Origin of the sequence: Caulobacter sp. CCH9-E1 (assembly GCF_001556515.1) — a bacterium.
Lineage (GTDB): Bacteria > Pseudomonadota > Alphaproteobacteria > Caulobacterales > Caulobacteraceae > Caulobacter.
On sequence record NZ_LSJA01000298.1, the window covers coordinates 20,190 to 43,539 of the forward strand.

The 23,350-nt window shown below is 69.0% G+C and carries 20 protein-coding genes and 2 pseudogenes; 19 read left to right on the top strand and 3 right to left on the bottom strand.

The genetic code is table 11. The annotated features are described in order from the left end of the window. The first annotated feature begins 80 nt into the window (after positions 1–80). From ruvB to folP, 13 genes and pseudogenes are all read left to right on the top strand, one after another. Entirely contained in the window at positions 81–1,124 is a 1,044-nt protein-coding gene (gene ruvB, locus AX690_RS16790; protein ID WP_066686706.1) for a Holliday junction branch migration DNA helicase RuvB, read from the top strand. Continuing rightward, positions 1,114–1,980, top strand: coding sequence for an FtsW/RodA/SpoVE family cell cycle protein (locus tag AX690_RS16795; protein ID WP_066686708.1), 867 nt, complete (start codon positions 1,114–1,116; stop codon positions 1,978–1,980). Before ruvB ends, AX690_RS16795 begins: the two co-directional genes overlap by 11 nt. Next, positions 1,977–2,423: a tol-pal system-associated acyl-CoA thioesterase gene (ybgC, locus tag AX690_RS16800; RefSeq protein WP_066686711.1), complete on the top strand. Its 447-nt coding sequence runs from the start codon at positions 1,977–1,979 to the stop codon at positions 2,421–2,423. Before AX690_RS16795 ends, ybgC begins: the two co-directional genes overlap by 4 nt. A 119-nt stretch (positions 2,424–2,542) precedes the next feature. Continuing rightward, positions 2,543–3,235 carry a protein TolQ gene (gene tolQ / locus AX690_RS16805; protein ID WP_066686714.1) on the top strand — a complete coding sequence of 231 codons (693 nt, stop codon included), beginning with the start codon at positions 2,543–2,545 and terminating at the stop codon, positions 3,233–3,235. Between the two features lie 3 nt (positions 3,236–3,238). Further along, positions 3,239–3,757, top strand: coding sequence for a biopolymer transporter ExbD (locus AX690_RS16810; RefSeq protein WP_066686716.1), 519 nt, complete (start codon positions 3,239–3,241; stop codon positions 3,755–3,757). Between the two features lie 7 nt (positions 3,758–3,764). After that, positions 3,765–4,577 carry an energy transducer TonB gene (locus AX690_RS16815; RefSeq protein ID WP_066686718.1) on the top strand — a complete coding sequence of 271 codons (813 nt, stop codon included), beginning with the start codon at positions 3,765–3,767 and terminating at the stop codon, positions 4,575–4,577. 29 nt (positions 4,578–4,606) lie between these two features. Continuing rightward, positions 4,607–5,905, top strand: coding sequence for a Tol-Pal system beta propeller repeat protein TolB (gene tolB / locus AX690_RS16820; RefSeq protein ID WP_066686720.1), 1,299 nt, complete (start codon positions 4,607–4,609; stop codon positions 5,903–5,905). 203 nt (positions 5,906–6,108) lie between these two features. Further along, the gene (pal, locus tag AX690_RS16825) at positions 6,109–6,678 is read left to right on the top strand and encodes a peptidoglycan-associated lipoprotein Pal (protein WP_066686722.1); all 570 of its coding nucleotides are present in this window, start codon (positions 6,109–6,111) and stop codon (positions 6,676–6,678) included. A gap of 78 nt (positions 6,679–6,756) precedes the next feature. Then, positions 6,757–7,626: a tol-pal system protein YbgF gene (gene ybgF / locus AX690_RS16830; RefSeq protein ID WP_066686724.1), complete on the top strand. Its 870-nt coding sequence runs from the start codon at positions 6,757–6,759 to the stop codon at positions 7,624–7,626. 222 nt (positions 7,627–7,848) lie between these two features. Next, a complete protein-coding gene (gene tilS / locus AX690_RS16835) occupies positions 7,849–9,078 on the top strand; it encodes a tRNA lysidine(34) synthetase TilS (protein WP_066686726.1) in 1,230 nt (409 codons plus the stop codon). Positions 9,079–9,112: 34 nt separating this feature from the next. Beyond that, the gene (gene ftsH / locus AX690_RS16840; protein WP_066686728.1) at positions 9,113–10,993 is read left to right on the top strand and encodes an ATP-dependent zinc metalloprotease FtsH; all 1,881 of its coding nucleotides are present in this window, start codon (positions 9,113–9,115) and stop codon (positions 10,991–10,993) included. Positions 10,994–11,045: 52 nt separating this feature from the next. Next, a pseudogene (locus AX690_RS16845) lies at positions 11,046–13,171 on the top strand (ATP-binding protein). 10 nt (positions 13,172–13,181) lie between these two features. Continuing rightward, positions 13,182–14,015 (top strand): dihydropteroate synthase, encoded by an 834-nt coding sequence (gene folP / locus AX690_RS16850; protein ID WP_066686730.1) that lies wholly within the window; start codon positions 13,182–13,184, stop codon positions 14,013–14,015. Between the two features lie 158 nt (positions 14,016–14,173). Here the strand turns inward: folP and AX690_RS16855 are convergent, their stop codons facing one another. Then, a complete protein-coding gene (locus tag AX690_RS16855) occupies positions 14,174–16,102 on the bottom strand; it encodes a glycoside hydrolase family 127 protein (RefSeq protein ID WP_066686733.1) in 1,929 nt (642 codons plus the stop codon). A gap of 130 nt (positions 16,103–16,232) precedes the next feature. Here AX690_RS16855 and thiD point away from each other — a divergent pair, with 130 nt between their 5' ends. From thiD to AX690_RS16870, 3 genes are all read left to right on the top strand, one after another. Continuing rightward, on the top strand, positions 16,233–17,048 hold the full coding sequence (thiD, locus tag AX690_RS16860) for a bifunctional hydroxymethylpyrimidine kinase/phosphomethylpyrimidine kinase (protein WP_066686735.1): 816 nt from the start codon (positions 16,233–16,235) through the stop codon (positions 17,046–17,048). Then, the gene (locus AX690_RS16865; RefSeq protein ID WP_066686737.1) at positions 17,045–17,629 is read left to right on the top strand and encodes a nucleotidyltransferase family protein; all 585 of its coding nucleotides are present in this window, start codon (positions 17,045–17,047) and stop codon (positions 17,627–17,629) included. Before thiD ends, AX690_RS16865 begins: the two co-directional genes overlap by 4 nt. A gap of 85 nt (positions 17,630–17,714) precedes the next feature. Continuing rightward, complete coding sequence (locus tag AX690_RS16870) at positions 17,715–18,542, top strand: PhzF family phenazine biosynthesis protein (protein WP_066686744.1); 828 nt, start codon at positions 17,715–17,717, stop codon at positions 18,540–18,542. A gap of 6 nt (positions 18,543–18,548) precedes the next feature. Here AX690_RS16870 and AX690_RS16875 read toward each other — a convergent pair whose 3' ends face one another. Next, positions 18,549–18,899 carry a hypothetical protein gene (locus AX690_RS16875; RefSeq protein ID WP_066686746.1) on the bottom strand — a complete coding sequence of 117 codons (351 nt, stop codon included), beginning with the start codon at positions 18,897–18,899 and terminating at the stop codon, positions 18,549–18,551. Between the two features lie 146 nt (positions 18,900–19,045). Continuing rightward, positions 19,046–20,990: pseudogene (locus AX690_RS16880) on the bottom strand (ATP-binding protein). A gap of 130 nt (positions 20,991–21,120) precedes the next feature. Between AX690_RS16880 and AX690_RS16885 the strand changes: the two are divergent. The 3 genes from AX690_RS16885 (at position 21,121) to AX690_RS16895 (ending at position 23,246) form a co-directional block, all read left to right on the top strand. After that, positions 21,121–21,459, top strand: a complete 339-nt coding sequence (locus tag AX690_RS16885) for a hypothetical protein (RefSeq protein ID WP_066686750.1) — start codon at positions 21,121–21,123, stop codon at positions 21,457–21,459. 89 nt (positions 21,460–21,548) lie between these two features. Beyond that, positions 21,549–21,935, top strand: coding sequence for a hypothetical protein (locus AX690_RS16890; RefSeq protein ID WP_231732226.1), 387 nt, complete (start codon positions 21,549–21,551; stop codon positions 21,933–21,935). Positions 21,936–22,070: 135 nt separating this feature from the next. After that, a complete protein-coding gene (locus AX690_RS16895) occupies positions 22,071–23,246 on the top strand; it encodes a phosphoserine transaminase (RefSeq protein WP_066686754.1) in 1,176 nt (391 codons plus the stop codon). Positions 23,247–23,350 lie beyond the last annotated feature (104 nt).

A 23,350-nucleotide genomic window follows, 5' to 3' on the forward strand; every position in this document is an offset into this window, starting at 1 on the left:
CCCCAAGGGCGGGCGGAAGACGCCACATCCTTCTTCCCCCTCAGGGGGAGGAGCGCCGAAGGCGCGGAGGGGGCAAGTCAATGACCCGCATCATCTCCGGCGAGCCGCAGCTGGGCGATCAGGTCGCCACGGCCGACCGCGCCCTGCGGCCCCAGACCCTGGCCGAGTTCGTCGGTCAGGAGCAGGCCAAGGGCAATCTCCGCGTCTTCATCGAGGCCGCCAAGGGCCGGGGCGAGGCCCTGGACCACGTGCTGCTGTTCGGCCCGCCGGGCCTAGGCAAGACCACCTTGGCCCAGATCGTCGCCCGCGAGCTGGGCGTGAACTTCCGCGCCACCTCGGGCCCGGTGCTGAACAAGCCCGGCGACCTGGCGGCGATCCTGACCAATCTCGAGCCGAACGACGTCCTGTTCATCGACGAGATCCATCGCCTGTCCTCGAACGTCGAGGAGATCCTCTATCCGGCGATGGAGGACCATGTGCTGGATCTGGTGATCGGCGAGGGCCCCTCTGCGCGCTCGATCCGTATTGATCTGGCGCCCTTCACCCTGGTGGCGGCCACGACCCGGGCGGGCATGCTGGCCACGCCCCTGCGCGACCGCTTCGGCATCCCGATCCGCCTGGAATTCTACACCCCGGCCGAGCTGCGTCACGTGCTGCAGCACGCCGCCCGCAAGATGGGCGCGCCGCTGTCGGACGACGGCGCCGACGAGATCGCCAAGCGCGCTCGCGGCACGCCCCGCGTCGCCGGCCGTCTGCTGCGCCGGGTGCGCGACTTCGCCACCGCGGACGGCGCGACCATCATCGACCGCAAGGCGGCGGGCTTGGCTCTGGCCCGGCTGGAGGTCGACGAAAGCGGTCTCGACAGCCTGGACCGTCGCTACCTGCGCGCCATGATCGAGCACTATGGCGGCGGGCCGGTTGGCGTGGAGACGATCGCCTACGCCATCGCCGAGGCCCGCGACGCGGTCGAGGACGTGATCGAGCCCTATCTGATGCAGCAGGGCTTCATCCAGCGCACCCCGCGCGGCCGCATGGCCTGCGGCAAGGCCTATCTGCACCTGGGCCTGACCCCGCCCGCCGCCCCGCCGGGGACCGCTCAGGGAGGTCTGTTCGATGAAGGCTAGCGACCTGGGCGCTATCCGATTGTTCACGGCCGGTCTGGCCGCCGTGAGCGTCGCCGTCTCCCTGGCCGCCATCGGCTTGGCGGGCGGGCCGCGCAACGCCTTGATCGTCCAAGGGCTCTCCGCCGTGCTCGCCCTCGGTCTGGCCCTGCTCGTCGGGCGCTTCTGGAGACGGGCTCGCTGGCGGCTTTGGGTGCTGATGGCCGCCTGCGCCCTGGCCGTGGTCCTGACGCTGATGAACGGCGTCTCGCTGGAGGGCGCAAAGCGGTGGCTGGCGCTGGGGCCGGTTCAGCTGCACACGGCGTCGATGGTGCTGCCGTTCGCGGCCTGGGCCTTCGCCAAGGGCTTCGACGACCGTCGCGTGGCGCCGATCGCGGGCCTGGTCGCTCTCCTTCTGCTGTACCAGCACGACGCGGCCTCCTCGCTGGCCTTTGCCTTGGCGCTCGCGGCGGCGACGCTGGTGGAGCGCCCGCGTCAGCTGACGCCCTGGGCGTGCGCGGTGATCGGCGGACTCCTGGCCTACGCCGCCTGGGTCGAGCCCGACACCCTGCCCGCGGTGCCCTATGTCGAGGGACTTCTCGCCCATACGATGAAGGCCAATCCCGCGCTCGGCCTCGTGACAGGCGTCCTGATGATCAGCTTGCCAGCGCCGTTCCTGGCCGTCGCGCAAGCGCGGCCCGAACGTCGCGCCGAGGCGCTGGCGCTCGCGGCTCTATGGACCGGCTGGATCGCCGGCAACCTGTTTGGAAACTATCCCGCGCCCGTTCTAGGCTATGGCGCCGCGCCGATCCTGGCCTGGGGCCTGTCTCTGGGCTTGGCGCTCGGCGATTCCGTCAACCAGGACCCGCCCGCGTCATGATTGAACCGACCGTCGGCGTCTTCGAAGGCCGCGAGCATCAGTTGCCCGTGCGCATCTATTACGAGGACACCGACTTCACCGGCATCGTCTACCACGCCAACTACCTGCGCTATCTGGAGCGGGGGCGGAGCGACTTCTTTCGCGCGGTCGGCATCTCGCACAGCGAGCTGGCCGAGCAAGACACCGGCTTCGCGGTCATCCGCATGGAGTTGGACTTCAAGCGCGCGGCCAGGATCGACGACGCCCTGGTGGTGCGCACCCTGTACGAGCGGGTCGAGGGCGTGCGGTTGCATGTCAGCCAGCGGATCACACGCGGCGACGAGACCCTCCTGGAAGCCAAGGCGGTCGCCGTCTGCATCAGCCTTTCGGGACGTCCGCGTCGACCGACGGCGGAGATGACCGCCAAGCTGGCGCCCTGGCTGGCGCCGCCGAACGAGGCTTAGAGCCGCGTCCCCATTTTTTCGGATCGATCGACCCTCGTCATAGTTTCACCCAAGCGCCGCTTCATGCCATACGGCGCACACCTGTCCTGATCAGACGCCCCAACGGAGCCCTATCCCGCATGGACGCCTCGGCCGCCGCCCCCAATTTCTCGTTCTTCGCCCTGTTCATGCAGGCCGACTGGGTCGTCAAAGGCGTGATGATCGGCCTGATCCTGGCCTCGCTGGGATCCTGGGCCGTGATCCTGGACAAGCTGTTCCGCTTCCAGTCGCTGAACCGCGCGGCCGACCGCTTCGAGGAGCAGGTCGGAGGCGGGCGTTCGCTGGAGGACGTGGCGGGCGAGGCCGGCGCCAATCCGCCCCACGCGCTGCCGCGCATGCTGCAGGCGGCGCTGAAGGAATGGCGCGAGGCCAAGACCCGGGCCATGACCGAGAACCAGACGGCGTTCCTGGTCGCCCGCATCGACCGCATTCTCGACACCATGATCGCCCGCGAGACCGCCAAGGTCGAAGAGGGCCTGGGCAGCCTGGCCATTGTCGCCACCGCCTCGCCGTTCATCGGCCTGTTCGGCACGGTGTGGGGCATCATGCACGCCTTCCAGAACATCGCCCTGTCGAAGAACACCTCGCTGGCCGTCGTTGCGCCCTCGATCGCCGAGGCCCTGTTCGCCACCGCCGTCGGCCTGATCGCCGCCATCCCGGCCTATATCGCCTACAACAAGTTCTCGACCGACGCGGGCAAGTACGCCGGCCGCCTGGAAGGCTTCGCCGATGACCTGTCGACCGCGATCCAGCGTCGCCTGACCGAGCGCTAAGCCATGGCGATGTCCTCCAACGACGCCTTCGCCACCGGGGGCGGCCGAGGCCGCCGCCGCCGCCGCTCGCGCGGGGCCCTGTCGGAGATCAACGTCACCCCGCTGGTCGACGTGATGCTGGTGCTCTTGATCATCTTCATGATCTCGGCGCCGCTGCTGACCGCCGGCGTGCCGCTGGAGCTGCCCAAGACCGAGGCCGCGGCCCTGCAGAACCAGGAAGAGCCGATTACCGTGTCGATCCGCAAGGACGGCGGCGTCTTCGTCGGCGAGACCCAGATCCCGTTCGAGAACCTGGCGCCGCGCATCAGCGCGATCGCCGGCGACGGCTACGACAAGCCGATCTTCGTGCGCGCCGACGGCGGAGCCACCTATTCGATCGTCGCCCAGGTGATGGCGGGCCTGTCGAACGCCGGCTTCAACAAGATCAACCTGATCACCGAGACGGGCGGCCCGTCCTCGGGCGCGGCGCCCCGCGACGCCCAACCGGCGGCGGACGCGGGCGACCTGCGGCCGGCGCAGTAGGGGCGACATGATCGCCCGCCGCGAACCAAAGGTTTCTCCGGCCCTTTTGGCCTCGATCGCGCTGCACGGCGCGGTCGCGGCCTTGATCGCGTTCGGCCTGCCGTGGAAATCGTCCAAGCCGATTACGATCGGCGAGTCGGTTCCCGTGACCATCGTCGCCAACGGCCCGACCAACGTCCGCCCGGCCGAGGAAGCGCCGGTCGAGCAGACGGCCCAGGCGCCCGAGCCCGAGCCCCAGGCGACGCCGCAGCCTCCGGCCCCGACGCCCGCGCCGACGCCGACCCCAGCCCCCGCGCCGCCGCCCAAGCCGACGCCGGTTCCCAAGCCCGCGCCGACCCCGACGCCGGCCAAGCCGACGCCGACCAAGAAGAACGACAACGACTTCTTCGCCTCGCTGGAAGCCTCCATCGCCAAGACCAAGAAGGCGACCGGCAAGCCGACCTCGAACGCGGCCAAAGGCCCTGCGCGGCAGGAGACCTCGGTCTCGGCGCGTCCCGCCCTGGGCGCCGCCACCGGCCTTTCGGCCTCGGCGCTGGGCCGCCTGCAGGGCGAGGTGCAGGATCGCTGGAACCCCAATTGCGAGGTCGAGGGCGGCGCCAACGTCAATGTCCGCGTGGTGTTCGTGATCGGGCCGGGCGGCCGCGTCGTCGGCCAGCCGGAGTCGCCGGGCACGTCCTCGCCCGACCCCGTGGTCAAGGCCGCCTCGGACCGCGCCATCCGCGCGCTGTTCGCCGCCTCGCCGTTCGCCTATCTGCCGCCCGATCTGTACGGTCAGAAAATCGCCCTGAACTTCAACGCAAAACAGGCCTGTTCGCGTTGATGTCCGGAAGGAATAAGAAGGAGACCCCGATGCGCCTCAAAGCCCTGATGCTGGCGGCCGCCGTCTTGCTGAGCGGCGCGGCCTTCGTCACGCCGGCCGCCGCGCAGATCGAGGTCGACATCAACGCCGGCGCGGTCAAGCCGCTGCCGATCGCGATCCCCGCCTTCTCGGGCGCGACGCGGGGCGCCGAGATCGCCCAGGTCATCAGCGGCAATCTCGAGCGCTCTGGCCTGTTCCAGCCGCTGAATGTCTCGGGCGTCCCGGACAAGCTGGCCGACGTCAACATCCAGCCGCGCTTCCCCGACTGGCAGACCACCGGCGCCCAGGCGCTGATCAACGGCCAGGTCACGGTCGGCCCCGATGGCGGCCTCCGCGTCGATTTCCGCCTGTGGGATGTGTTCAGCCAGCAGCAGCTTCTGGGCCTGCAGTTCTCCTCGACGCCGGACAACTGGCGGCGCGTGGCGCACAAGATCAGCGACGCCGTCTATGAGCGCCTGACCGGCGAGAAGGGCTATTTCGACACCCGCGTGGCCTTCGTCGCCGAGAGCGGTCCGAAGCTCAACCGCATCAAGCGCCTGGCGATCATGGACCAGGACGGCGCCAATCCGCAGTACCTGACCGACGGCTCGTACATCGTCATGACCCCGCGCTTCAGCTCGACCAGCCAGGAGCTGACCTACATGGCCCTGCGGCCGACGGGTTCGTCGATCTACCTGCTGAACCTGGAGACCAGCCGCCAGGAGACGGTCGGCAAGTTCCCCGGCATGGTGTTCGCCCCGCGCTTCTCGCCCGACGGCGGCAAGGTCGCCTTCTCGGTCGAAAAGAACGGCAACAGCGACATCTATGTGATGGACCTGCGCAGCCGCTCCACCACCCGGATCACCACCGACCCGGCCATCGACACCTCGCCCTCGTTCTCACCGGACGGGACGAAGATCGTGTTCAACTCCGACCGGGGCGGCCAGGCGCAGCTCTATGTGATGAACACCGACGGTTCTGGCGTGCGCCGCATCTCGTACGGCGGCGGCCGCTACACGACCCCGGTCTGGAGCCCGCGCGGCGACTTCATCGCCTTCACCAAGCAGACGGGCGGCGAATTCCACATCGGCGTCATGCGCCCCGACGGCGGCGACGAGCGCCTCTTGACCACCAGCTATCTGGATGAAGGCCCGACCTGGGCGCCCAACGGGCGGGTGCTGATGTTCTTCCGCGAAGGCGGCGGCGGCGTGCCCAAGCTCTGGACGGTGGACATCACCGGCCGGATCCTGCGGCCGGCCGCCTACAACGGTTCGGGCTCCGACCCGGCCTGGTCGCCGCTTCTGGACTGACAAATCGTGGAGGCGCGCAACCTTAGCCTTGCGAGCGCGTTTCCAGGGTTCTAATTCGGCGTCGCCAGGCGCCGGGATTTCCCTTGCGGAAGAGTTTCGGCGTCGCCTGACGGACTTCTGACGTCATTGTGAGGTCCCGCCAGGCATTTAGCAGGTCCATTGCCGGCATGTCGCAGGTATGGATCGGGTCCAGAGTTGTTGACTTGAGGAGAAACTGGATGAGCTTCGACACCCAGCGCGCCGTTAGACTGGCGCTCGTCGGCCTGGCCGCCGCCTCGCTTGCCGCCTGCGCTTCGCGTCCGAAGCCCCAGCCCGCCGCGCCGACGCCTCCCGCGCCGCCGCCGGCCCAGGAGCCCGCTCCCTACACCCCGCCGCCGGCTCCGCCGGTCGCCCAGGGGCCGCTGCCCGGCTCGGTGCAGGACTTCGTCGTCAATGTCGGCGACCGCGTCTATTTCGACACCGACGAATATTCGGTTCGCGCCGACGCCCAGCCGGTCCTGACGGGCCAAGCCCAGTGGCTGAACCGCTATCCGGCCGTGAAGGTCCGCATCGAAGGCAACGCCGACGAACGCGGCACCCGCGAATACAACCTGGCGCTCGGCGCCCGCCGCGCCAACGCCGTCCGCGACTTCCTGATCGCCCAAGGCGTCGCCGCTTCGCGCATCGAGACGATCTCGTTCGGCAAGGAAAAGCCGATCGACGCCGGCACGACCGAAGAGGCCTGGGCCAAGAACCGTAACGGCCACACGGCCATCACGGACGGCGCCCGCTAAGCGCTGAGCTAAAATGGGGCGGCTTTCTTCTGGGAAGCCGCCCTAGTTTTGTCTGCCTCCTACCGCTAGATCACGGTCATGAAGCTGAAATCCGCCCTGCTCGCCGTCTTGTTCGCGTCCAGCGCCGCCGTGGCCGTGGCGCAGACCCCGCTGCCGGAGGCCGATCCGCTGGACGACCGCTCGGTCAAGCGCGTGGAGCGGATGGAGAAGGTGGTCCGCGAGCTGCGGTCGATCGTCTTCCAGGGCCGCGACACCGGCAAGCCGGTGGTGGTCCAGCCGGCCGAGACCGACGCCCAGATCGCCGCCCTGAACGACCGGGTCACGGACCTCGAACAGACCCTGACCAAGCTGAACGGCCAGAACGAGACCGTCACCTTCGAGCTCACCAAGGCCAACAAGGCCGCCGCCGACCAGAAGGCCCGCGCCGACGCGCTGGAGCAGCGCCTGGCGGCGATCGAGAAGACGCTGGCCGACCTGCAGGCGGCCGCCGCGAACGGTCAGCTGGTCGCCGGCGCCGCCCCGGTCGCCGATGGCGCGGTCCCCCCGCCGCCTCCGCCGCCGGCCGATCCGGCCGTGGCCTTCAAGCAGGCCCGCCAACTGCTGCTGGACGGCGACTACGCCAAGGCCGAGCAGGCTTTCTCGGCCTATGTCGTCAACTATCCCGACAACGCCAAGACGCCAGAGGCCCGCTACTGGCTGGGCGAGACGCTCTTTGTCCGCGAAGCCTATACCGACGCCGCCGCCGCCTATATCGGCGCCATCCGCGGCTGGCCGCAGTCGACCTGGGCGCCGGACGCGACCCTGAAGCTGGCCCGCTCGATGGTGGCGCTGAAAAAGACCGCCGAGGCGTGCCGCACTCTGGACGAGCTCTCCAAGCGCTATCCGAAAGCGCCGTCGCAGGTTACCTCCCGCGCGGCTTCCACACGCGTCGCGGCGAAGTGTTCGTAAAAGCCTGAACCCTCTCTCAGGGAGAGAGGGAGGGGCCCATCGCTTGCGATGGGAGGGTGAGAGGGTACGCTCTCGCCGAACTTGGCGCGGATCGCCGCCGCATCGTGAAGGGCTAGGGATTGTCCGGTGGACGGTGAAACCTCTCACCCTCGCACCGCCTCCGGCGGCGGGCCCCTCCCTCTCTCTAAGAGAGAGGGATTTCTTGGCGCCTTCGACCGCCGTTTGGACCCCATCTCCACCGCCCCGGTGGCCGTCGGCTTCTCCGGCGGCGGGGACTCCCTGTTTCTTCTGAAAACGGCGCTGGACTGGGCGCGACCGCGCGGCCGCTCGGTCTTGGCCCTGGTCGTCGATCACCAGCTGCAACCGGACAGCGCACGCTGGACCAAGGATGCGCTCGCCAAGGCGCAGGCCTTGGGCGCGGACGTTCGCGCTCTGGCCTGGACCGGCCCTAAGCCGGCCTCCGGCCTCCCCGCCGCCGCTCGTCGCGCGCGCCACGCTCTTCTCGCCAACGCCGCCCGCGAGGCCGGGGCGTCCGTCCTGCTGCTGGGCCATACCGCCAGCGACCTCGCCGAGGGCGCCGCCATGCGCGCCGAAGGCTCGACGGTCACGGATCCTCGCGAATGGGCGCCCTCGCCGGTCTGGCCCGAGGGGCGGGACATCTTCCTGCTGCGGCCGCTGCTGGGCCTTACCCGCGCGGAGATCAGGGCCTCGTTGGCCGCCGACGGCGAGACCTGGCTGGAAGACCCCGCCAACACCGACCTGCGCTACGCCCGGGCCCGGGCGCGGGCCGGCGGCGTGGTTGAGGCCGAGTCCGAGCCGCCACCGTCGTCCACGCCGCCGCCGCTCTTCTCGGTCGACGACGCTGGCGCGATCCGCCTGCCGCGCGACATCGCCGCCGCCCATCTCGCCGCCGCCCTGCTGTGCGCCGCCGGGACCGAACGGCCGCCGCGCGGCGATCGGCTGGAGCGTTTGATCCAGCGCCTGCGGAACGGGGAGACCTTCACCGCCACCCTGGCCGGCGCCCGTGTCGAAGCTGAACAGGAGGTGCTGGTCTGCCGTGACGCGGGCGAGACGGCGCGGGGCGGTCTCGCGCCTCTGGCGCTGGCGCCGGGCGAGACCGGCGTCTGGGACGGCCGCTGGGAAATCGCCGCCGGCGCGGCGCCCCTGACCGTCGTCGCGCTCAAGGGGCGGGCCTCGAGCCTGTCGCCCGAGCAGCGTATCCGCTTGGCCAAGCTGCCCGCCGCCGTCCGGCCGAGCCTGCCGCTGATCCTGCGGCATGGCGCGGCGCCGTGCGCGCCCGCGCTTGACGGCCCGGACTTTGCAGTCGAAGGGGGAGGGCGCGCGCGTCTGCTCGTTTTCGGTCGTTTCGAGGCCGCGGTCGGCCTCCATGACAAAGAATCCGCGACCGGACGTCACGTCCGTGGCGCAAGCGCTCGCGAGCCCTTATCTTGAGGGGCGAAGACCTATCGTTGGGAAGACGAACCGAATGAATTTCCGGAACGCAGCCATCTGGCTGGTGATCGTGGCGGCGCTGATGGGCGTGTTCTTCGTGAGCCAGAACGCGCGCACGAAGGGCAGCGGCGAGATCAGCTATTCGCAGCTCCTCAAGCAGGTGGACGCCGGTCAGATCAAGTCGGCCGAGATCTCCGGCCAGGTCGTCCAGGCCAAGGACGCCAGCGGCAAGGTGCTGACCGTCAACGCTCCGCTCGACTCCGACGAGCTGGTCAACCGCATGGTCGCCAAGAACGCCGACGTGAAGTTCAAGAGCGGCTCGATCAGCTTCCTGGCCATCCTGGTCCAGCTGCTGCCGATCCTGCTGATCGTGGGCGTGTGGCTGTTCTTCATGCGCCAGATGCAGGGCGGGGCGAAGGGCGCCATGGGCTTTGGCAAGTCCAAGGCTCGCCTGCTGACCGAGAACAAGAACCGCATCACGTTTGAAGACGTCGCCGGCGTCGACGAGGCCAAGGAAGAACTGCAGGAGGTCGTCGACTTCCTGAAGGATCCGGCCAAGTTCCAGCGCCTGGGCGGCAAGATTCCGAAGGGCGCCCTGCTGGTCGGCCCTCCCGGTACGGGTAAGACCCTGATCGCCCGCGCCGTGGCCGGTGAGGCCGGTGTGCCGTTCTTCACGATCTCGGGTTCGGACTTCGTCGAAATGTTCGTCGGCGTCGGCGCCAGCCGTGTGCGCGACATGTTCGAGCAGGCCAAGAAGAACGCCCCCTGCATCATCTTCATCGACGAAATCGACGCGGTCGGCCGCCATCGCGGCGCCGGCCTGGGCGGCGGCAACGACGAGCGCGAGCAGACCCTCAACCAGCTGCTGGTCGAGATGGACGGCTTCGAGGCCAATGAAGGCATCATCCTGATCGCCGCCACCAACCGTCCCGACGTGCTGGACCCGGCCCTGCTGCGTCCGGGCCGCTTCGACCGCCAGGTCGTGGTGCCCAACCCCGACGTCGCCGGTCGCGAGAAGATCATCCGCGTGCACATGAAGAACGTGCCGCTGGCCGCCGACGTCGACGTCAAGACGCTGGCGCGCGGCACCCCGGGTTTCTCGGGCGCGGACCTGGCGAACCTCGTCAACGAAGCCGCCCTGATGGCCGCCCGCAAGAACCGCCGCATGGTCACCATGAGCGACTTCGAGCAGGCCAAGGACAAGGTCATGATGGGCGCCGAGCGCCGCTCGATGGCCATGAACGAGGAAGAAAAGAAGCTGACGGCCTATCATGAGGGCGGCCACGCCATCGTAGCGCTGAACGTCCCGCTGGCCGACCCGGTCCACAAGGCCACCATCGTGCCGCGCGGCCGGGCCCTGGGCATGGTCATGCAGCTGCCGGAAGGCGACCGCTACTCGATGAAATACCAGCAGATGACCAGCCGTCTGGCCATCATGATGGGCGGCCGCGTGGCCGAGGAGCTGATCTTCGGCAAGGAGAACATCACCTCGGGCGCCAGCAGCGACATCAAGGCCGCCACGGACCTGGCCCGCAACATGGTCACCCGCTGGGGCTATTCGGACGTGCTGGGCACGGTGGCCTATGGCGACAACCAGGACGAGGTGTTCCTGGGCCACTCGGTCGCCCGCACCCAGAACGTCTCGGAAGAGACCGCCCGTCTGATCGACAGCGAGGTCAAGCGCCTGGTGCAGTACGGCCTGGACGAGGCCCGCCGGATCCTGACCGAGAAGATCGAGGACCTCCACACCCTGGGCAAGGCGCTGCTGGAATACGAGACCCTCTCGGGCGAGGAGATCGCCGGCGTGCTGAAGGGCGTTCCGCCCAAGCGCGAAGAGGAAGAGACCAAGGAGACCATCGTGGCGCCGTCGCTGGTGCCGCTGTCTCCGGGCGCGGGCGCCAGCGTCACCGCCTGATCCGCTCAAGGCTTCCAAGAATCAAGCCGGCTCGAGAGAGTCGGCTTTTTTCTTGTCCAGCTGCAACCGGCTCGCAAGGACGGCGTTCAAGCTTCACCGCACGTTCGCGGTCCGGGGCGACGCCGACCGATGGTCACCACGCTGACAGACGATACGGCCGGCGCGCCCTTCGCCTCTGGCGACTGGGCGAAAGTCGGCTTGCCGTCGCCGGCCGCCTGGCCCGCCGCCCTGAAGGTCGCCGCCGGCATGATGCTGGCCTCGCCGATCCCCTCGTTCCTGGCCTGGGGTGAGCACGCCGCGACCCTGCACAACGACGCCGCCCGAGCCATGCTGGACCTGACCAACGCGGCGGGCCGCCCCTTGGCCGATGTCCTTCCCATCGCCCAGGCGGGCGAACTGGTGGCGCGCGGCCGCGCTGGCGAGAGCGTCAAGCTGGAGAACGTTCCCTTCACGCGGCCCGGCCAGGAGGCCTGGTGCAACCTGCTGGCCTCGCCCGTGCGCGACGAGGAGGGCGTCGTGCAAGGGGTGCTGGTCCACTGCAACGACATCACCGCCCGCGTTCTCGACGACCGGGCGCGTCTGGCCGAGGAGCGCCGCTACCGCGCGCTCTTCGAGTCGATGCACGAGGGCTTCTGCGTCATCGAGTTCCGGGACGGCCCGCATGGACCGGATAGCGACTACATCCACATCATGGCCAACGCCGCCTATGAGCGGCACGCGGGCATCCCCAACGTCGTCGGCCGGACATTGCGCGAGTTGGCGCCGGACGAGGCCGACGCTTGGCTCGCGCGCTACGGCGAAGTCCTGCGCACGGGCGAGCCGATCCGCTTCGAGCAGGAGCTTGTCGCCACCGGCCGCCACCTGTCGCTTTCATCCTTCCGGATCGAGCCGCCGGAGCTGAAGCAGGTGGCGGTGCTGTTCCAGGACGTCACCGACCGCAAGCGGACCGACGCCAAGCTGCGGCACCTGAACGAGACCCTCGAAGCCCGCATCGCCGAGGCCTTGGCGGAACGCGAGCGGACCGAGGAGGAACTGCGCCAGGCTCAGAAGATGGAGGCGGTCGGCCAGCTGACCGGCGGCCTCGCCCACGATTTCAACAATCTGCTGGCCGGCATTTCGGGCGCCTTCGAGATGATCGGCGCCCGGCTGGCCCAGGGACGGACGGGCGATGTCGAGCGCTATCTGAGCGCCGGGCAGGGGGCGGCGCGCCGGGCGGCGGCCCTGACCCATCGCCTGCTGGCCTTCTCCCGCCGTCAGACCCTGGCGCCCAAGGCGGTGACCATCAACCGGCTGATGGCCGACTTCGTCGAGCTGGTCCGCCGCACGGTGGGCCCGTCGATCGACGTCGAGGTGATCGCCGCGACAGGGCTTTGGTCAACCTTGGTCGACGCCAACCAGCTGGAAAACGCGCTGCTGAACCTGTGCATCAACGGCCGCGACGCCATGCCGGACGGAGGACGGCTCACGATCGAGACCGCCAATCGCTGGCTCGACGACCGCATCGCTCGCGAGCACGGGCTGGAGCCTGGCCAGTACGTCTCGGTCTGCGTCAGCGACACCGGCTCGGGCATCGACAAGGCGACGCTGGAGCGGGTGTTCGATCCCTTCTTCACCACCAAGCCGATCGGCCAGGGCACGGGGCTGGGCCTGTCCATGGTCTACGGCTTCGCGCGCCAGTCGAACGGCCACGTGCGGATCTATTCCGAGGTCGGCCAGGGCACGATGGTGTGCTTGTACCTGCCGCGCCATCTGGGCGAGGAAGACGAGGAGCCCGCGGTCGCGCCCGCGGACTTGGCGTCCACCCACGCCGACCAGACGGTGCTGGTGGTCGATGACGAGCCCACTGTGCGAATGCTGGTGGTCGACGCCCTGGAAGAGCTTGGCTACGCGTGCCTGGAGGCCCCGGACGGGGCGGCGGGCTTGCGGATCCTGCAGAGCGATCGCCGGATCGACCTGCTGATCACCGACGTCGGCTTGCCCGGCGGGCTGAACGGACGCCAGGTGGCGGACGCGGCCAGGACCTTGCGTCCCGACCTGAAGGTCCTCTTCATCACCGGCTACGCCGAGAATGCGGTGCTGAACCACGGCCACATCGAGCACGGCATGGAGGTCCTGACCAAGCCGTTCGCCATCGGCGACCTGACCGGGCGCATCGACCGGATGCTGTGCGAGGGGTAAAAGCCGGGCCATGAGCCTCGCCGTCCGTCCCGCCGCCCCGCGCCCCCAGGTGATGGGGATCGTCAATGTCACGCCCGACAGCTTCTCGGACGGCGGCCGGTTCTTCGATCCGGCGGAAGGGATCGAGCACGCGCGCCGCCTGATCGCCCAGGGCGCCGACATCCTCGACATCGGCGGCGAGAGCACCCGGCCCGGCGCCGCGCCGGTCTCGGCCTTCGAGGAGATCCGGCGGGTCGTCCCGGTGATCGAGGCGGTGCGAGCCGCCAGCGCGGTCCCCCTCTCGATCGACACCATGAAGCCCGAGGTCGCCCGCGCGGCGGTCAAGGCGGGGGCGACGATCTGGAACGATGTCAGCGCCCTGCGCTTTTCGCCGGAAGCCCCCGAGGTCGCGGCCGAGCTGGGCTGCGAGGTCGTGCTGATGCACATGCTGGGCGAGCCAGGGACCATGCAGGACGCTCCCCGCTACGACGACGTCGTCGCCGAGGTTGAGGCCTTCCTGCTGGCCCGCGCCTTCACCGCCATGGCCGCCGGCGTCGCCAAGGAGAAGATCTGGCTGGATCCAGGGATCGGCTTTGGCAAGACCGTGGAGCACAACCTCGCCCTACTGGCGGCTCTGCCCAGGTTCGTCGCCCTGGGCTATCCGATCCTGCTCGGCGCCAGCCGCAAGCGCTTCATCGCCGGCATCGATCCGTCGGCGCGTGAAGCCGACGACCGCCTGGGCGGCTCGCTGGCCGCGCACCTGGCCGGCGCCGCCGCCGGGGTGGCGGCGGTCCGGGTCCATGACGTCCGCGAGACGGTCCAGGCGCTGGCGGTTCGGGCGGCGATCGCGGGGGCGAACGCGTAGCCTCCTGCATTCACTGAGCAAAATTCTATCGTCATCCCGGCCGCAGCGTAGCGGAGAGCCGGGACCCAGGGGCCGTCTCACCGCCGCTCGCCCCTGGGTCCCGGATAGCCTCTGCGAGGCTTCCGGGATGACGAGGAGCTTTCGGTCAATTCTCCGGCCTAGGCCCCGCTCACCCGCCAGTAGGTCGCGTAGCGCTGGTGGGCAATGCGGTGGTAGGGAACGAGGCGCACCTCGCCGCCGCCGGCCGCCGTCACGGCGAACTCCAGCGGCTTGCCCGTCGGCCGAATGCGCGCGGCGATCACGGCCGGATCGCCGGTGAGCGTCGGCGGCGTGAACGGGCCGTCGTTGTACTTCCCGTAGAGCCGCTCGTTGACGACGATGTCGGCGCCAGGGGCGAGGCCTTCGCTCCCCAACGCGCCGGCCAGCACCAGAGGCCCGTAGGTAAAGGCGGCGATCTCGCGGCTAGCGGGATCGGTCTCGAAGCCGGTGTGCATCGAAAGGCGCAGCTCGACCGTATCGCCATCCTTCCAAGTCCGCGCGACCTCAAGGAAGCCGGGCGTCTTCGAGCGCAGGGCGACCTTGCCGTTCACCAGCACCGTCGCCGTCCGGCTCCAGCCCGGATGACGCAGCTTCAGCGTCAGGGCGGTCGGACGCTTCAGGCTCCAGCGCAGGGTGGTGGTCGGATCGTCCGGGAAGGTCGTGGTCTGGGTCAGAACCGCGTCGCGCGCCTTCCAGGCGACCTTCGACGGGATGAACAGGTTCACGTACAGCGTCTTGGCGTCGTGGAAGTAGATCGAGTCCCGGTACTTGGCGTGGTTCTCCATGCCGGTGCCGGTGCAGCACCAGAACGAGTCCACGGGCGTGCAGTAGAGCTTCATGTAGCCCGGCCGCGCGCCCTGGAAGTAGGTGACCATGCCGCTGTCGGGGTCCTGCGACGCGAGGATACCGTTGTACAGCGTGCGCTCGTAATAGTCGGCGTACTCGGCGCGCGGGTCCTGGGCGAACAGGGCGCGGGTCAGCTTCAGCATGTTGTGCTGGCAGCAGGTCTCCGAGCCCTTGGCCGAGAAGACGTGCTTTTCGAAATCGGCCCTGGGGAAGAAGTGCTCGCCATCGCCCGAGCCGCCGGTGGCGAACGAGCGGGTGCGAGTCACGGTTTGCCAGAAGAACACGGCGGCGGCGCCATAAGGGCCTTGGCCCGTCACCTCATGCACGCGCTGGAAGCCGACCACCTTGGGGATCTGGGTGTTGGCGTGCAGGCCGTCCAGCGTGTCGCGTCCCTGCGCCAGCGGGGTCAGCAGGGCCTTGTGCGAGAAGCGCTCGGCGGCGGTGCGATAGCGCGCATCGCCGGTCAGGACGAACAGGTCGGCGAAGACCTCGTTCATGCCGCCGTGCTCGGTCGCCAGCATGGCCTCGAACTGAGCGTCGGACAGCGGCGCGGTCGCCTGAACCGTCCAGTCGGCCAGCCGCAGCAGCACCGTGCGGCTGGTCTGGCTGTCGGCCAATTGCCAGCCGTCGCGCAGGCCGGCGAACACCTTGTGCAGCGTGTACCAGGGCACGCCGGTGATCTTCTCGCCGCGGATATGAGCCTCGACCAGGGCGGGGCCCATGGGGAAGGCGCAGACCAGGCCTGAGTTCGAGGCGGCCTGGCAGGCGGCCAGCTCGTCGGCGATGTAGTCCACGCGCTGCTTGAAGCGCGCGTCGCCGGTCGAGCGATACATCAGCGCGCAGGCCGACTGGTAGTGGCCCAGGGTGTGCCCGTGGCAGTTGATGTCGGCCCAGGTCGCTTCGGACTCCCAGCCGCCATAGGGCGGAGCCTTGGGCGCGAGGCCCGCGTTGGTGCGGAAGGCGCTGAGCAGGCGATCGGGCTCGAGCGACAGCAGATAGCCCTCGGTCTGACGCTGGGCGTGCAGGAAGGGACTGTCCAGCAGCTCGACATCGCGCATGTCGAAGGCCGAGAGGGGGGCGCCGCCGTGGGGCCGAGGCTGGGTCGCCAGGGCCGGTGTCGCCGCCATCGCCGCCAAGCCGCCGGCGAGCACGTCGCGTCTGGGCCAACGCGGACCGACGGGGCGGCAATCACAATGGGCCATGCGCGAAACTCCCTGACGCGATGCGGCTGCGCGCCGCTTATTAGTAGGAGTAATAGGGGCGGGATGAGGCGGAGGAAAGGGGTGTCGCGGGGGTCTCCCCATCACCTCGATTCCCGCCTAAACGTTTGCCATGTCCCAAGCTCCCGCCCAGACGCCGCGAGGCCGCGTTCTCGTTATCGCCGGATCGGACTCCGGGGGCGGGGCGGGGATCCAGGCCGACATCAAGACGATCACCGCGCTCGGCGGCTATGCGGCCACCGCGATCACGGCGGTGACCGTGCAGAACACCCTGGGCGTCACCGGCGTGCACCCGATCCCGCTCGACATCATCGCCGCCCAGGCGCGGGCGGTGCTGGACGACATCGGCGCCGACGCGATCAAGACCGGCATGCTGGGCGACGCCGCCGTGGTCGAGACCGTCGCCGCCGCGATCGATCACGCGGGCGTTGTCCCGACGGTCGTCGATCCGGTCATGGTCGCCAAGGGCGGCGCGCCCTTGCTGGCCGAGGCCGCGATCGGCGCGGTGAAGGCGCTGATGATCCCGCGCGCCGCGCTGCTGACGCCGAACGCGCCCGAAGCCGCCGCCCTGACCGGCCTGACCGTCGAGACCACCGACGACCTGCGCCGGGCCGGCGAGGCCTTGCTGGCCCTGGGCGCCAAGGCCGTGCTGATGAAGGGGGGGCATGTGGCGGGAGAGCGCGTCGTCGACGTGCTGATGACGCCCGACGGCGAGACGACCTTCGAGGGCGAGCGCATCGAGACCCGCCACACCCACGGCACGGGCTGCACGCTGGCCTCGGCCTGCGCCGCCGGTCTGGCGCAAGGCCTGCCGCTGGAACAGGCGGTGGCGCGAGCCTGGAACTACGTCCACGAGGCCATGCTGCGCGCGCCGGGTTTCGGCGGCGGCCACGGCCCGCTGGACCACGGCTGGACGCTGCGCGCATGACCGATACGCTGAAAACCCGCCTCGCCGAGATCGTCCGCGCCACCCCGACCACCTGGGCGGTGCTGCAGACGGCGCGCGACCTCGACTTGTCCGACTGGATGATCTTTTCCGGCGCGGTCTACCAGCCGGTTTGGAACCACCTGACCGGGCGGCCGCTGGACTACGGCATCAAGGACTATGACCTGGCCTATCACGACGCCAGCGACGTCAGCTACGAGGCCGAGGACGTGGTCATCAAGCGCGTCGCCGCCGCCTTCGAGCCGCCGCTTCGCGATCTGGTGGAGGTCCGCAACCAGGCCCGTGTGCACCTGTGGTTCGCCGACAAGTTCGGCGCCGACGAGCCCTATCCGCCGCTGGAAAGCAGCGCCGCCGCCTTGAAACGCTTTGTCGCCACGGCCTTCTGCGTCGGCGTTCGGCTGGAGGCGGACGACACCCTCACGGTCCACGCGCCCTTTGGCCTGGAGGATCTGTTCGCCCTGCGCCTGCGGCCCAACCCGCTGCGGCTGAAAGGCGCCGGTGGCTGGGAACGCACGACCGGCTCGGCCAAGGCGCGCTGGCCGGAGATTTCGATCGAGCCCTGATTGTCACCGGGACAATAAAGGCTTTGCGCGGCGATCCGCGCCCGCATAACAGCGATGTCCATCGGATTTCCGGGAGGTCGCCCCCATGCGCCAGTGGACTATCGACGCCTTCGCCAGCGCCCCGTTCAAGGGCAATCCGGCCTGCGTGGTCGAGCCGTTCGACGCCTGGCCTCGCGACGCCTGGATGCAGGCCCTGGCGGCCGAGAACAACCAGGCCGAGACAGCCTTTCTGCTGAAGACCAACGATCCGGCGCGCTATGGCCTGCGCTGGTTCACGCCCACGCTTGAGGCGCCGCTGTGCGGTCACGCCACTCTGGCGGCGGCGCATATGCTGTTCGCGGAGCTAGGGGCCGACGTCCCGCTGCTGACCTTCGACACGCTGTCGGGACCGTTGACGGTGAAGCGAGTGGGCGAGGGGCTGGAGATGGACTTCCCGGCCGATCCGCCGCGCAAAACCTCCGTTCCGGACGGTCTCGCCGGGGCGCTGGGCGCGACGCCGGTCGAGGTCTGGGCGGGGGCCTATCTGATCGCGGTGCTGAAGGACGAGGCGACGGTGCGGGCGCTGAAGCCCGATCTCTCGGCCTTGAAGGCGATTGGCGGCGAGGCGACCGGCGGGCCGGGCCAGACCGTGGTGGTCGCGACGGCCGATCCGGGCCAGCCATACGCGGTGGTCAGCCGGTTCTTCGCGCCCGGTTTCGGCATCCCGGAGGACCCGACCACGGGCTCGGCCCACTGCATCCTCATGCCGCTGTTCGGCGACAAGCTTGAGGCTGAGGTTCTGAAGTTCCACCAGGCCTATCCCGGTCGGGGCGGGGACCTTGAATGCGAACGCCGCGGCGCGCGCGTCTTGCTGCGCGGCCGCGCGTTCACGGTGGTGGAGAGTCGGCTCCGGGTGGAGCCGACCTTCAACTAACAGGGCTTACCAGCGACCCGGGCCGCGGTGGTCGCCGTAGCCGTAGCCATAGTCGCGATCATGGCGCTCGTAGCGGACCTGGGCGCTGATGCGGTCGAAGCGGCGGTCGAGGTCGGCGCGCTCCCAGCCGCTCAGGCCGTTGCGACGATAGCGGTGCTCGAGGCGCTCGGTGTCGCGCAGCTCGGCGCGCAGTCGGTGGGCTTCCGAGCGGGTCAGCGAGCCGTTGCGCAGGCCAATGTCGATACGGCGCTCCAGCTGGTCCTGGCGTTGGTTGATCGGCTGGGCCGAGGCGACGGCGGGAAGGGTGGCGGCCGCCAGGGCCGAGACCGTAACGATCGGGATCAGGATCTTCTTCATCGGTTCGGTTCCTCTTGAACATCTCCGCCGACCGATCCCGGGGAGGGGGAGGGCGACGTTGAGGTCAGAGAAACACGCGACGGCTGAAGCGGTTCTGAGCCGCTTGTTGTCCCATGTTCAGGAAGATTTGGGGGGCAGGTTCGCGCCTAAGCCGCCTTGGCCATCCGCGCCGAAGCGATCGCGTCCTCGATGGCGCCGTAGAGCTTGCTGACCTCGACCGGCTTGGCGACGTGGCCTTCCATGCCGGCGGCCAGATAATCCTCGACCTGGTGGGCCAGGGCGTTGGCGGTGACGGCGACGATCGGCGTGCGGGTGCGGCCTTCCTGGGTCTCCAGCGCGCGGATGGCGCGGGCGGCCTCGACGCCGTCCATCACCGGCATGTGGATGTCCATCAGGATGATGTCGAACTTGGCGGCCTTCCAGGCCTCGACGCAGGCGGCGCCGTCAGGGACCATGGTCACCTCGGCGCCCAGCGGCGCCAGCACCGCCTCGATGACCTTCTGGTTGGTCGGATTGTCGTCGGCCGCCAGCACGCGCAGCGGCGGCTTGGCGGCGGCCCGGGCCCGAGGACGCGCGACCGCGTGGGCCTCGTCGTCGTCGATATAGTGGACTTCGGTCAAGGTCTCCTCGCGCGGCAGGGCGACGAGGACCGTGAAGGTCGAGCCGCGGCCTTCGCGGCTCTGGACCTTGATCGAGCCGCCCATCAGCGCCGCCAGTTCGCGGCAGATGGCCAGGCCCAAGCCCGAGCCCCCGAAGCGGCGGGTGGTTGAGCTGTCGGCCTGGACGAACTTGTCGAACAGGCGCGGCAGGATCTCCGGCGCGACGCCGATGCCGGTGTCGGCGACGTCGATCCGCAGGCCCGAACCGTCCTCGGCCGAGGCGAAGCGGACGGCGACCGCGCCTTCCAGCGTGAACTTCAGGGCGTTGGAGATCAGGTTGCCCAGGATCTGGCGCAGGCGATCGACGTCGCCGCGCCACAGGCCCTGCGCCTCGGGAGCCACGGCGACCTCGAAGGCCAGGCCTTTCTCGCGGGCCTGATGGGCGTAGCTCTCGCGGATCGACTGGGCCAACTGGGCGATGTCGAAAGGGCGATCCTGGATCTCGAGACGGCCGGCCTCGATCTTGGACAGGTCCAGCACATCGTTCAGCACGGCCAGCAGCAGGCCGCCCGATTCCCGGATCACGGCCAGGCGCTCGCGCTGGGCGGGGCTGAGTTCGTCCATGGCCATGACCTCGGCCATGGCCAGCACGCCGTTCAGCGGGGTGCGGATCTCGTGGCTCATATTGGCCAGGAAGTGCGATTTCAGGACGTTGGCGGTGTTGGCGTCGTCGCGAGCCTTGACCAGCTCGGCCATGGCCCCGCGCAGATCGTCGTCATTCGCGCGCAACCGCGCGACCAGATGGTTGAAGCTGTCGATCAGGCTCTGGAACACGTCGTCGTCGGCGGCCTGTTCGACCGGCATGAAGCGCCCGCCGACGGCGGTCTCGTGCATGGCTTCGGAAAGCCGCTCCATCGGGCGGGCCATACGCCGGGCCAGCCCGTTGGCCAGCAGGATCGCCAGCCCCGCCGAGCCGAAGAACAGGGCGCCCGTCAGGGCCAGGTCGCGGGCCAGGATCTGGCCGACCCCGGGGCGGCGCGCCACCAGGACGACGGCGCCGATCTTGCGGCCGCTGAGTTCGACGGGGCGGGTCAGGGTGTCGACGTCGGCCGGGGCGGGATCGCCGATCTGGGCGATCGTCCGACCGCCGGTGTCGACCATGCGGACGGCCGCGACGCCGGGCGCCTTGGCGACCGCGCTTAGCGCGCGATAGACGCCGGGCAGGTTGTTGTCGGCCAGGGGGCCGGCGGCGCCGGCGGCGGCCATCTGGGCGAGGACGGCGTGGTTGGCGCGCGACTCCTGCCGCGCCACGCTCCATTGCTGCAGCATGAAGCACAGACACGCCGCGATGAGCGCGAGCACCGTGGTGGCCAAGGCCACGCCGGCGATTCGCGCCTGGAGGGGCGCGTGGGTCGATTCGCGGCTCGCGCGCGGGGTGTTTCTGTCGCTCATAAGCCCCCAGGGACTCAATCGTAGCGGCACTTTGCCGCAAGGTTCCTAACGCTTCGCTTCCAAATCAGCGTTGGTCGTGGGTCACGCCAACGATTGCGTGCATTTACGCGTTGCTTAACCTTAACTTTCTATTTACCTTCTTCGTTAGCGTTTTGTTAATGGAGGCGGGTGTGGAAAAAGTATTTGTTGCTCAACGGGTTGCGACCAAGCTGTTCGCATCGGAGAACGCCGTGGACGCGGCGATGGTCGAAACGGCCGAGCTGATGGCCGATCTGCTGAAGGCGCGTAAGGATCTCGGAATTTCGGCCGTGGTCGGTGATCGCGCCGCCGCCAAGCTGGCCGAGGCCATGAGCGCGCTCAGCGAAGCGCGCTCGGCGATGGTCGAGGCCCACTCGGAACTGAATGAAACCAAGTTGCGCCTGGGCATCCGCACCAAGATGGCCGGCGTCGAGGACAAGGGCGTCAATATCGACGTCCAAGGGCGAGCGGGTCTCCGCGAAGCCGTCTAAGGTTGCAATAGTTTAATCCAAAAGGCCTCTAATCTCGATTAGAGGCCTTTTTCATTCCTATGTCCGCTTTCATGATTCTCCCCTTGGCGGTGATTTTCACCGTCTGCGCCTTGGCTCTGGCCAAGGGGGCGCCGTCGGAGCGCTTCGGGGCCATAATCGTGCTCGTCACCACCCTAGGCGTCGAACTGGTCCATCTGTTGGCGCCGAGGAACAACCAAAGCCTTATGCTGCTGGGGATCGACGGCCTGGTGGCGGCGGGCTTCCTGATCATCGCGCTGAGATACGCCAGCCTGTGGTTGAGCGGCGCGATGCTGTTCCAGGCGGTGCAATTTAGTCTGCACGCCTATTATCTGGTGACCCAGCAACCGCTGGACCGCAACTACAAGACCATCAACAACATCGACACCGCCGGCGTGCTGCTGTGCATCTTGATCGGTACGCTGGTCAGCTGGCGTCGGCGAAGCGCGGGAAAATAATTTCGTCGTAGCGCGATAAAAGCGCTCGCCGCGACAAATCTCTCCTTGCCTTTTGGCCGCGAACGCGGTTTCTCGCCGGCGGGCCACGCCCTCCCAACGGGGCGCAGTCCATCTGTAAGGATGGGAGACATCGCTATGACCACGACCCTCGCCAAGCCGGCGATCCGCCCGGCTCGTCCCGAGTTCTCTTCCGGCCCCTGCGCCAAGCGCCCTGGCTGGACCCCCAAAAATCTCCAGAACGCCGTCCTCGGCCGCTCGCACCGGTCGAAGCTGGGCAAGGCGCGCCTGAAGGCCGCCATCGACCAGACGCGCGAAGTGCTGGAGGTCCCCGCCGACTTCCTGATCGGCATCGTCGCCGGCTCGGACACCGGCGCCGTCGAAATGGCGATGTGGTCGATGCTGGGCGCCCGCCCCGTCCAACTGCTGGCCTTCGAGTCCTTCGGCAAGGACTGGGTCACGGACGTCACCAAGCAACTGAAGCTGCCCGACGTCGAGGTGCTGAGCGCCCCGTACGGCCAGCTGCCCGACACCGCCAAGGTCGATCCGGCCAAGGACCTGGTCTTCACCTGGAACGGCACGACCTCGGGCGTGCGCGTGCCCAACGCCGACTTCATCTCGGCCGACCGTGAAGGCATCACCATCTGCGACGCCACCTCGGCGGCCTTCGCCCAGGAGCTGGACTGGGCCAAGCTCGATGTCGTGACCTTCTCCTGGCAGAAGGCCCTGGGCGGCGAGGGCGCGCACGGGATCCTGATCCTGTCGCCGCGCGCCGTGGCCCGCCTGGAAAGCTACACGCCGGCCTGGCCGATGCCGAAGCTGTTCCGCATGACCAAGGGCGGCAAGATCGCCGCCGACATCTTCGAAGGCGCGACGATCAACACCCCGTCGATGCTGTGCGTGGAAGACGCGCTCGACGCCCTGAAGTGGGCTTCGTCGATCGGCGGCCTGCAGGCCATGCAGGCCCGCGCCGACCAGAACCTGAAGGTCCTGGCCGACTGGGTCGCCAAGACCCCGTGGGTCGACTTCCTGGCCGCCACCCCGGAGATCCGCTCCAACACCTCGGTGTGCCTGAAGGTCGTGGATCCCAAGATCACGTCCCTGCCGGAAGACGCTCAAGCCGACTTCGCCAAGAAGCTGGCCAGCCTGCTCGAGAAGGAGGGCGCGGCCCTCGACATCGGCGGCTATCGCGACGCCCCGGCCGGCCTGCGCATCTGGTGCGGCGCCACCGTGGAGGCTTCCGATCTGGAAGCTTTGACGCCCTGGCTCGACTGGGCCTTCGCCACCGTCTCGGCCGAACTGGCCGCCGCTTAACTCCCATGCTCCGAGTCTCCCCTCCCCCCAATCTCCTTAATGGAATGGGCGGGGAGGGGAGACTCGGAGCATGGGAGTTAAGCGGCGGCCAGTTCGGCCGAGAC

Bases quoted from the DNA above. Each gene is read 5' to 3' on its own strand.
- ruvB (WP_066686706.1), top strand. From the start codon at position 81: ATGACCCGCATCATCTCCGGCGAGCCGCAGCTGGGCGATCAGGTCGCC.
- AX690_RS16795 (WP_066686708.1), top strand. From the start codon at position 1,114: ATGAAGGCTAGCGACCTGGGCGCTATCCGATTGTTCACGGCCGGTCTG.
- ybgC (WP_066686711.1), top strand. From the start codon at position 1,977: ATGATTGAACCGACCGTCGGCGTCTTCGAAGGCCGCGAGCATCAGTTG.
- tolQ (WP_066686714.1), top strand. From the start codon at position 2,543: ATGGACGCCTCGGCCGCCGCCCCCAATTTCTCGTTCTTCGCCCTGTTC.
- AX690_RS16810 (WP_066686716.1), top strand. From the start codon at position 3,239: ATGGCGATGTCCTCCAACGACGCCTTCGCCACCGGGGGCGGCCGAGGC.
- AX690_RS16815 (WP_066686718.1), top strand. From the start codon at position 3,765: ATGATCGCCCGCCGCGAACCAAAGGTTTCTCCGGCCCTTTTGGCCTCG.
- tolB (WP_066686720.1), top strand. From the start codon at position 4,607: ATGCGCCTCAAAGCCCTGATGCTGGCGGCCGCCGTCTTGCTGAGCGGC.
- ybgF (WP_066686724.1), top strand. From the start codon at position 6,757: ATGAAGCTGAAATCCGCCCTGCTCGCCGTCTTGTTCGCGTCCAGCGCC.
- ftsH (WP_066686728.1), top strand. From the start codon at position 9,113: ATGAATTTCCGGAACGCAGCCATCTGGCTGGTGATCGTGGCGGCGCTG.
- folP (WP_066686730.1), top strand. From the start codon at position 13,182: ATGAGCCTCGCCGTCCGTCCCGCCGCCCCGCGCCCCCAGGTGATGGGG.
- AX690_RS16855 (WP_066686733.1), bottom strand. From the start codon at position 16,102: ATGGCCCATTGTGATTGCCGCCCCGTCGGTCCGCGTTGGCCCAGACGC.
- thiD (WP_066686735.1), top strand. From the start codon at position 16,233: ATGTCCCAAGCTCCCGCCCAGACGCCGCGAGGCCGCGTTCTCGTTATC.
- AX690_RS16865 (WP_066686737.1), top strand. From the start codon at position 17,045: ATGACCGATACGCTGAAAACCCGCCTCGCCGAGATCGTCCGCGCCACC.
- AX690_RS16870 (WP_066686744.1), top strand. From the start codon at position 17,715: ATGCGCCAGTGGACTATCGACGCCTTCGCCAGCGCCCCGTTCAAGGGC.
- AX690_RS16875 (WP_066686746.1), bottom strand. From the start codon at position 18,899: ATGAAGAAGATCCTGATCCCGATCGTTACGGTCTCGGCCCTGGCGGCC.
- AX690_RS16895 (WP_066686754.1), top strand. From the start codon at position 22,071: ATGACCACGACCCTCGCCAAGCCGGCGATCCGCCCGGCTCGTCCCGAG.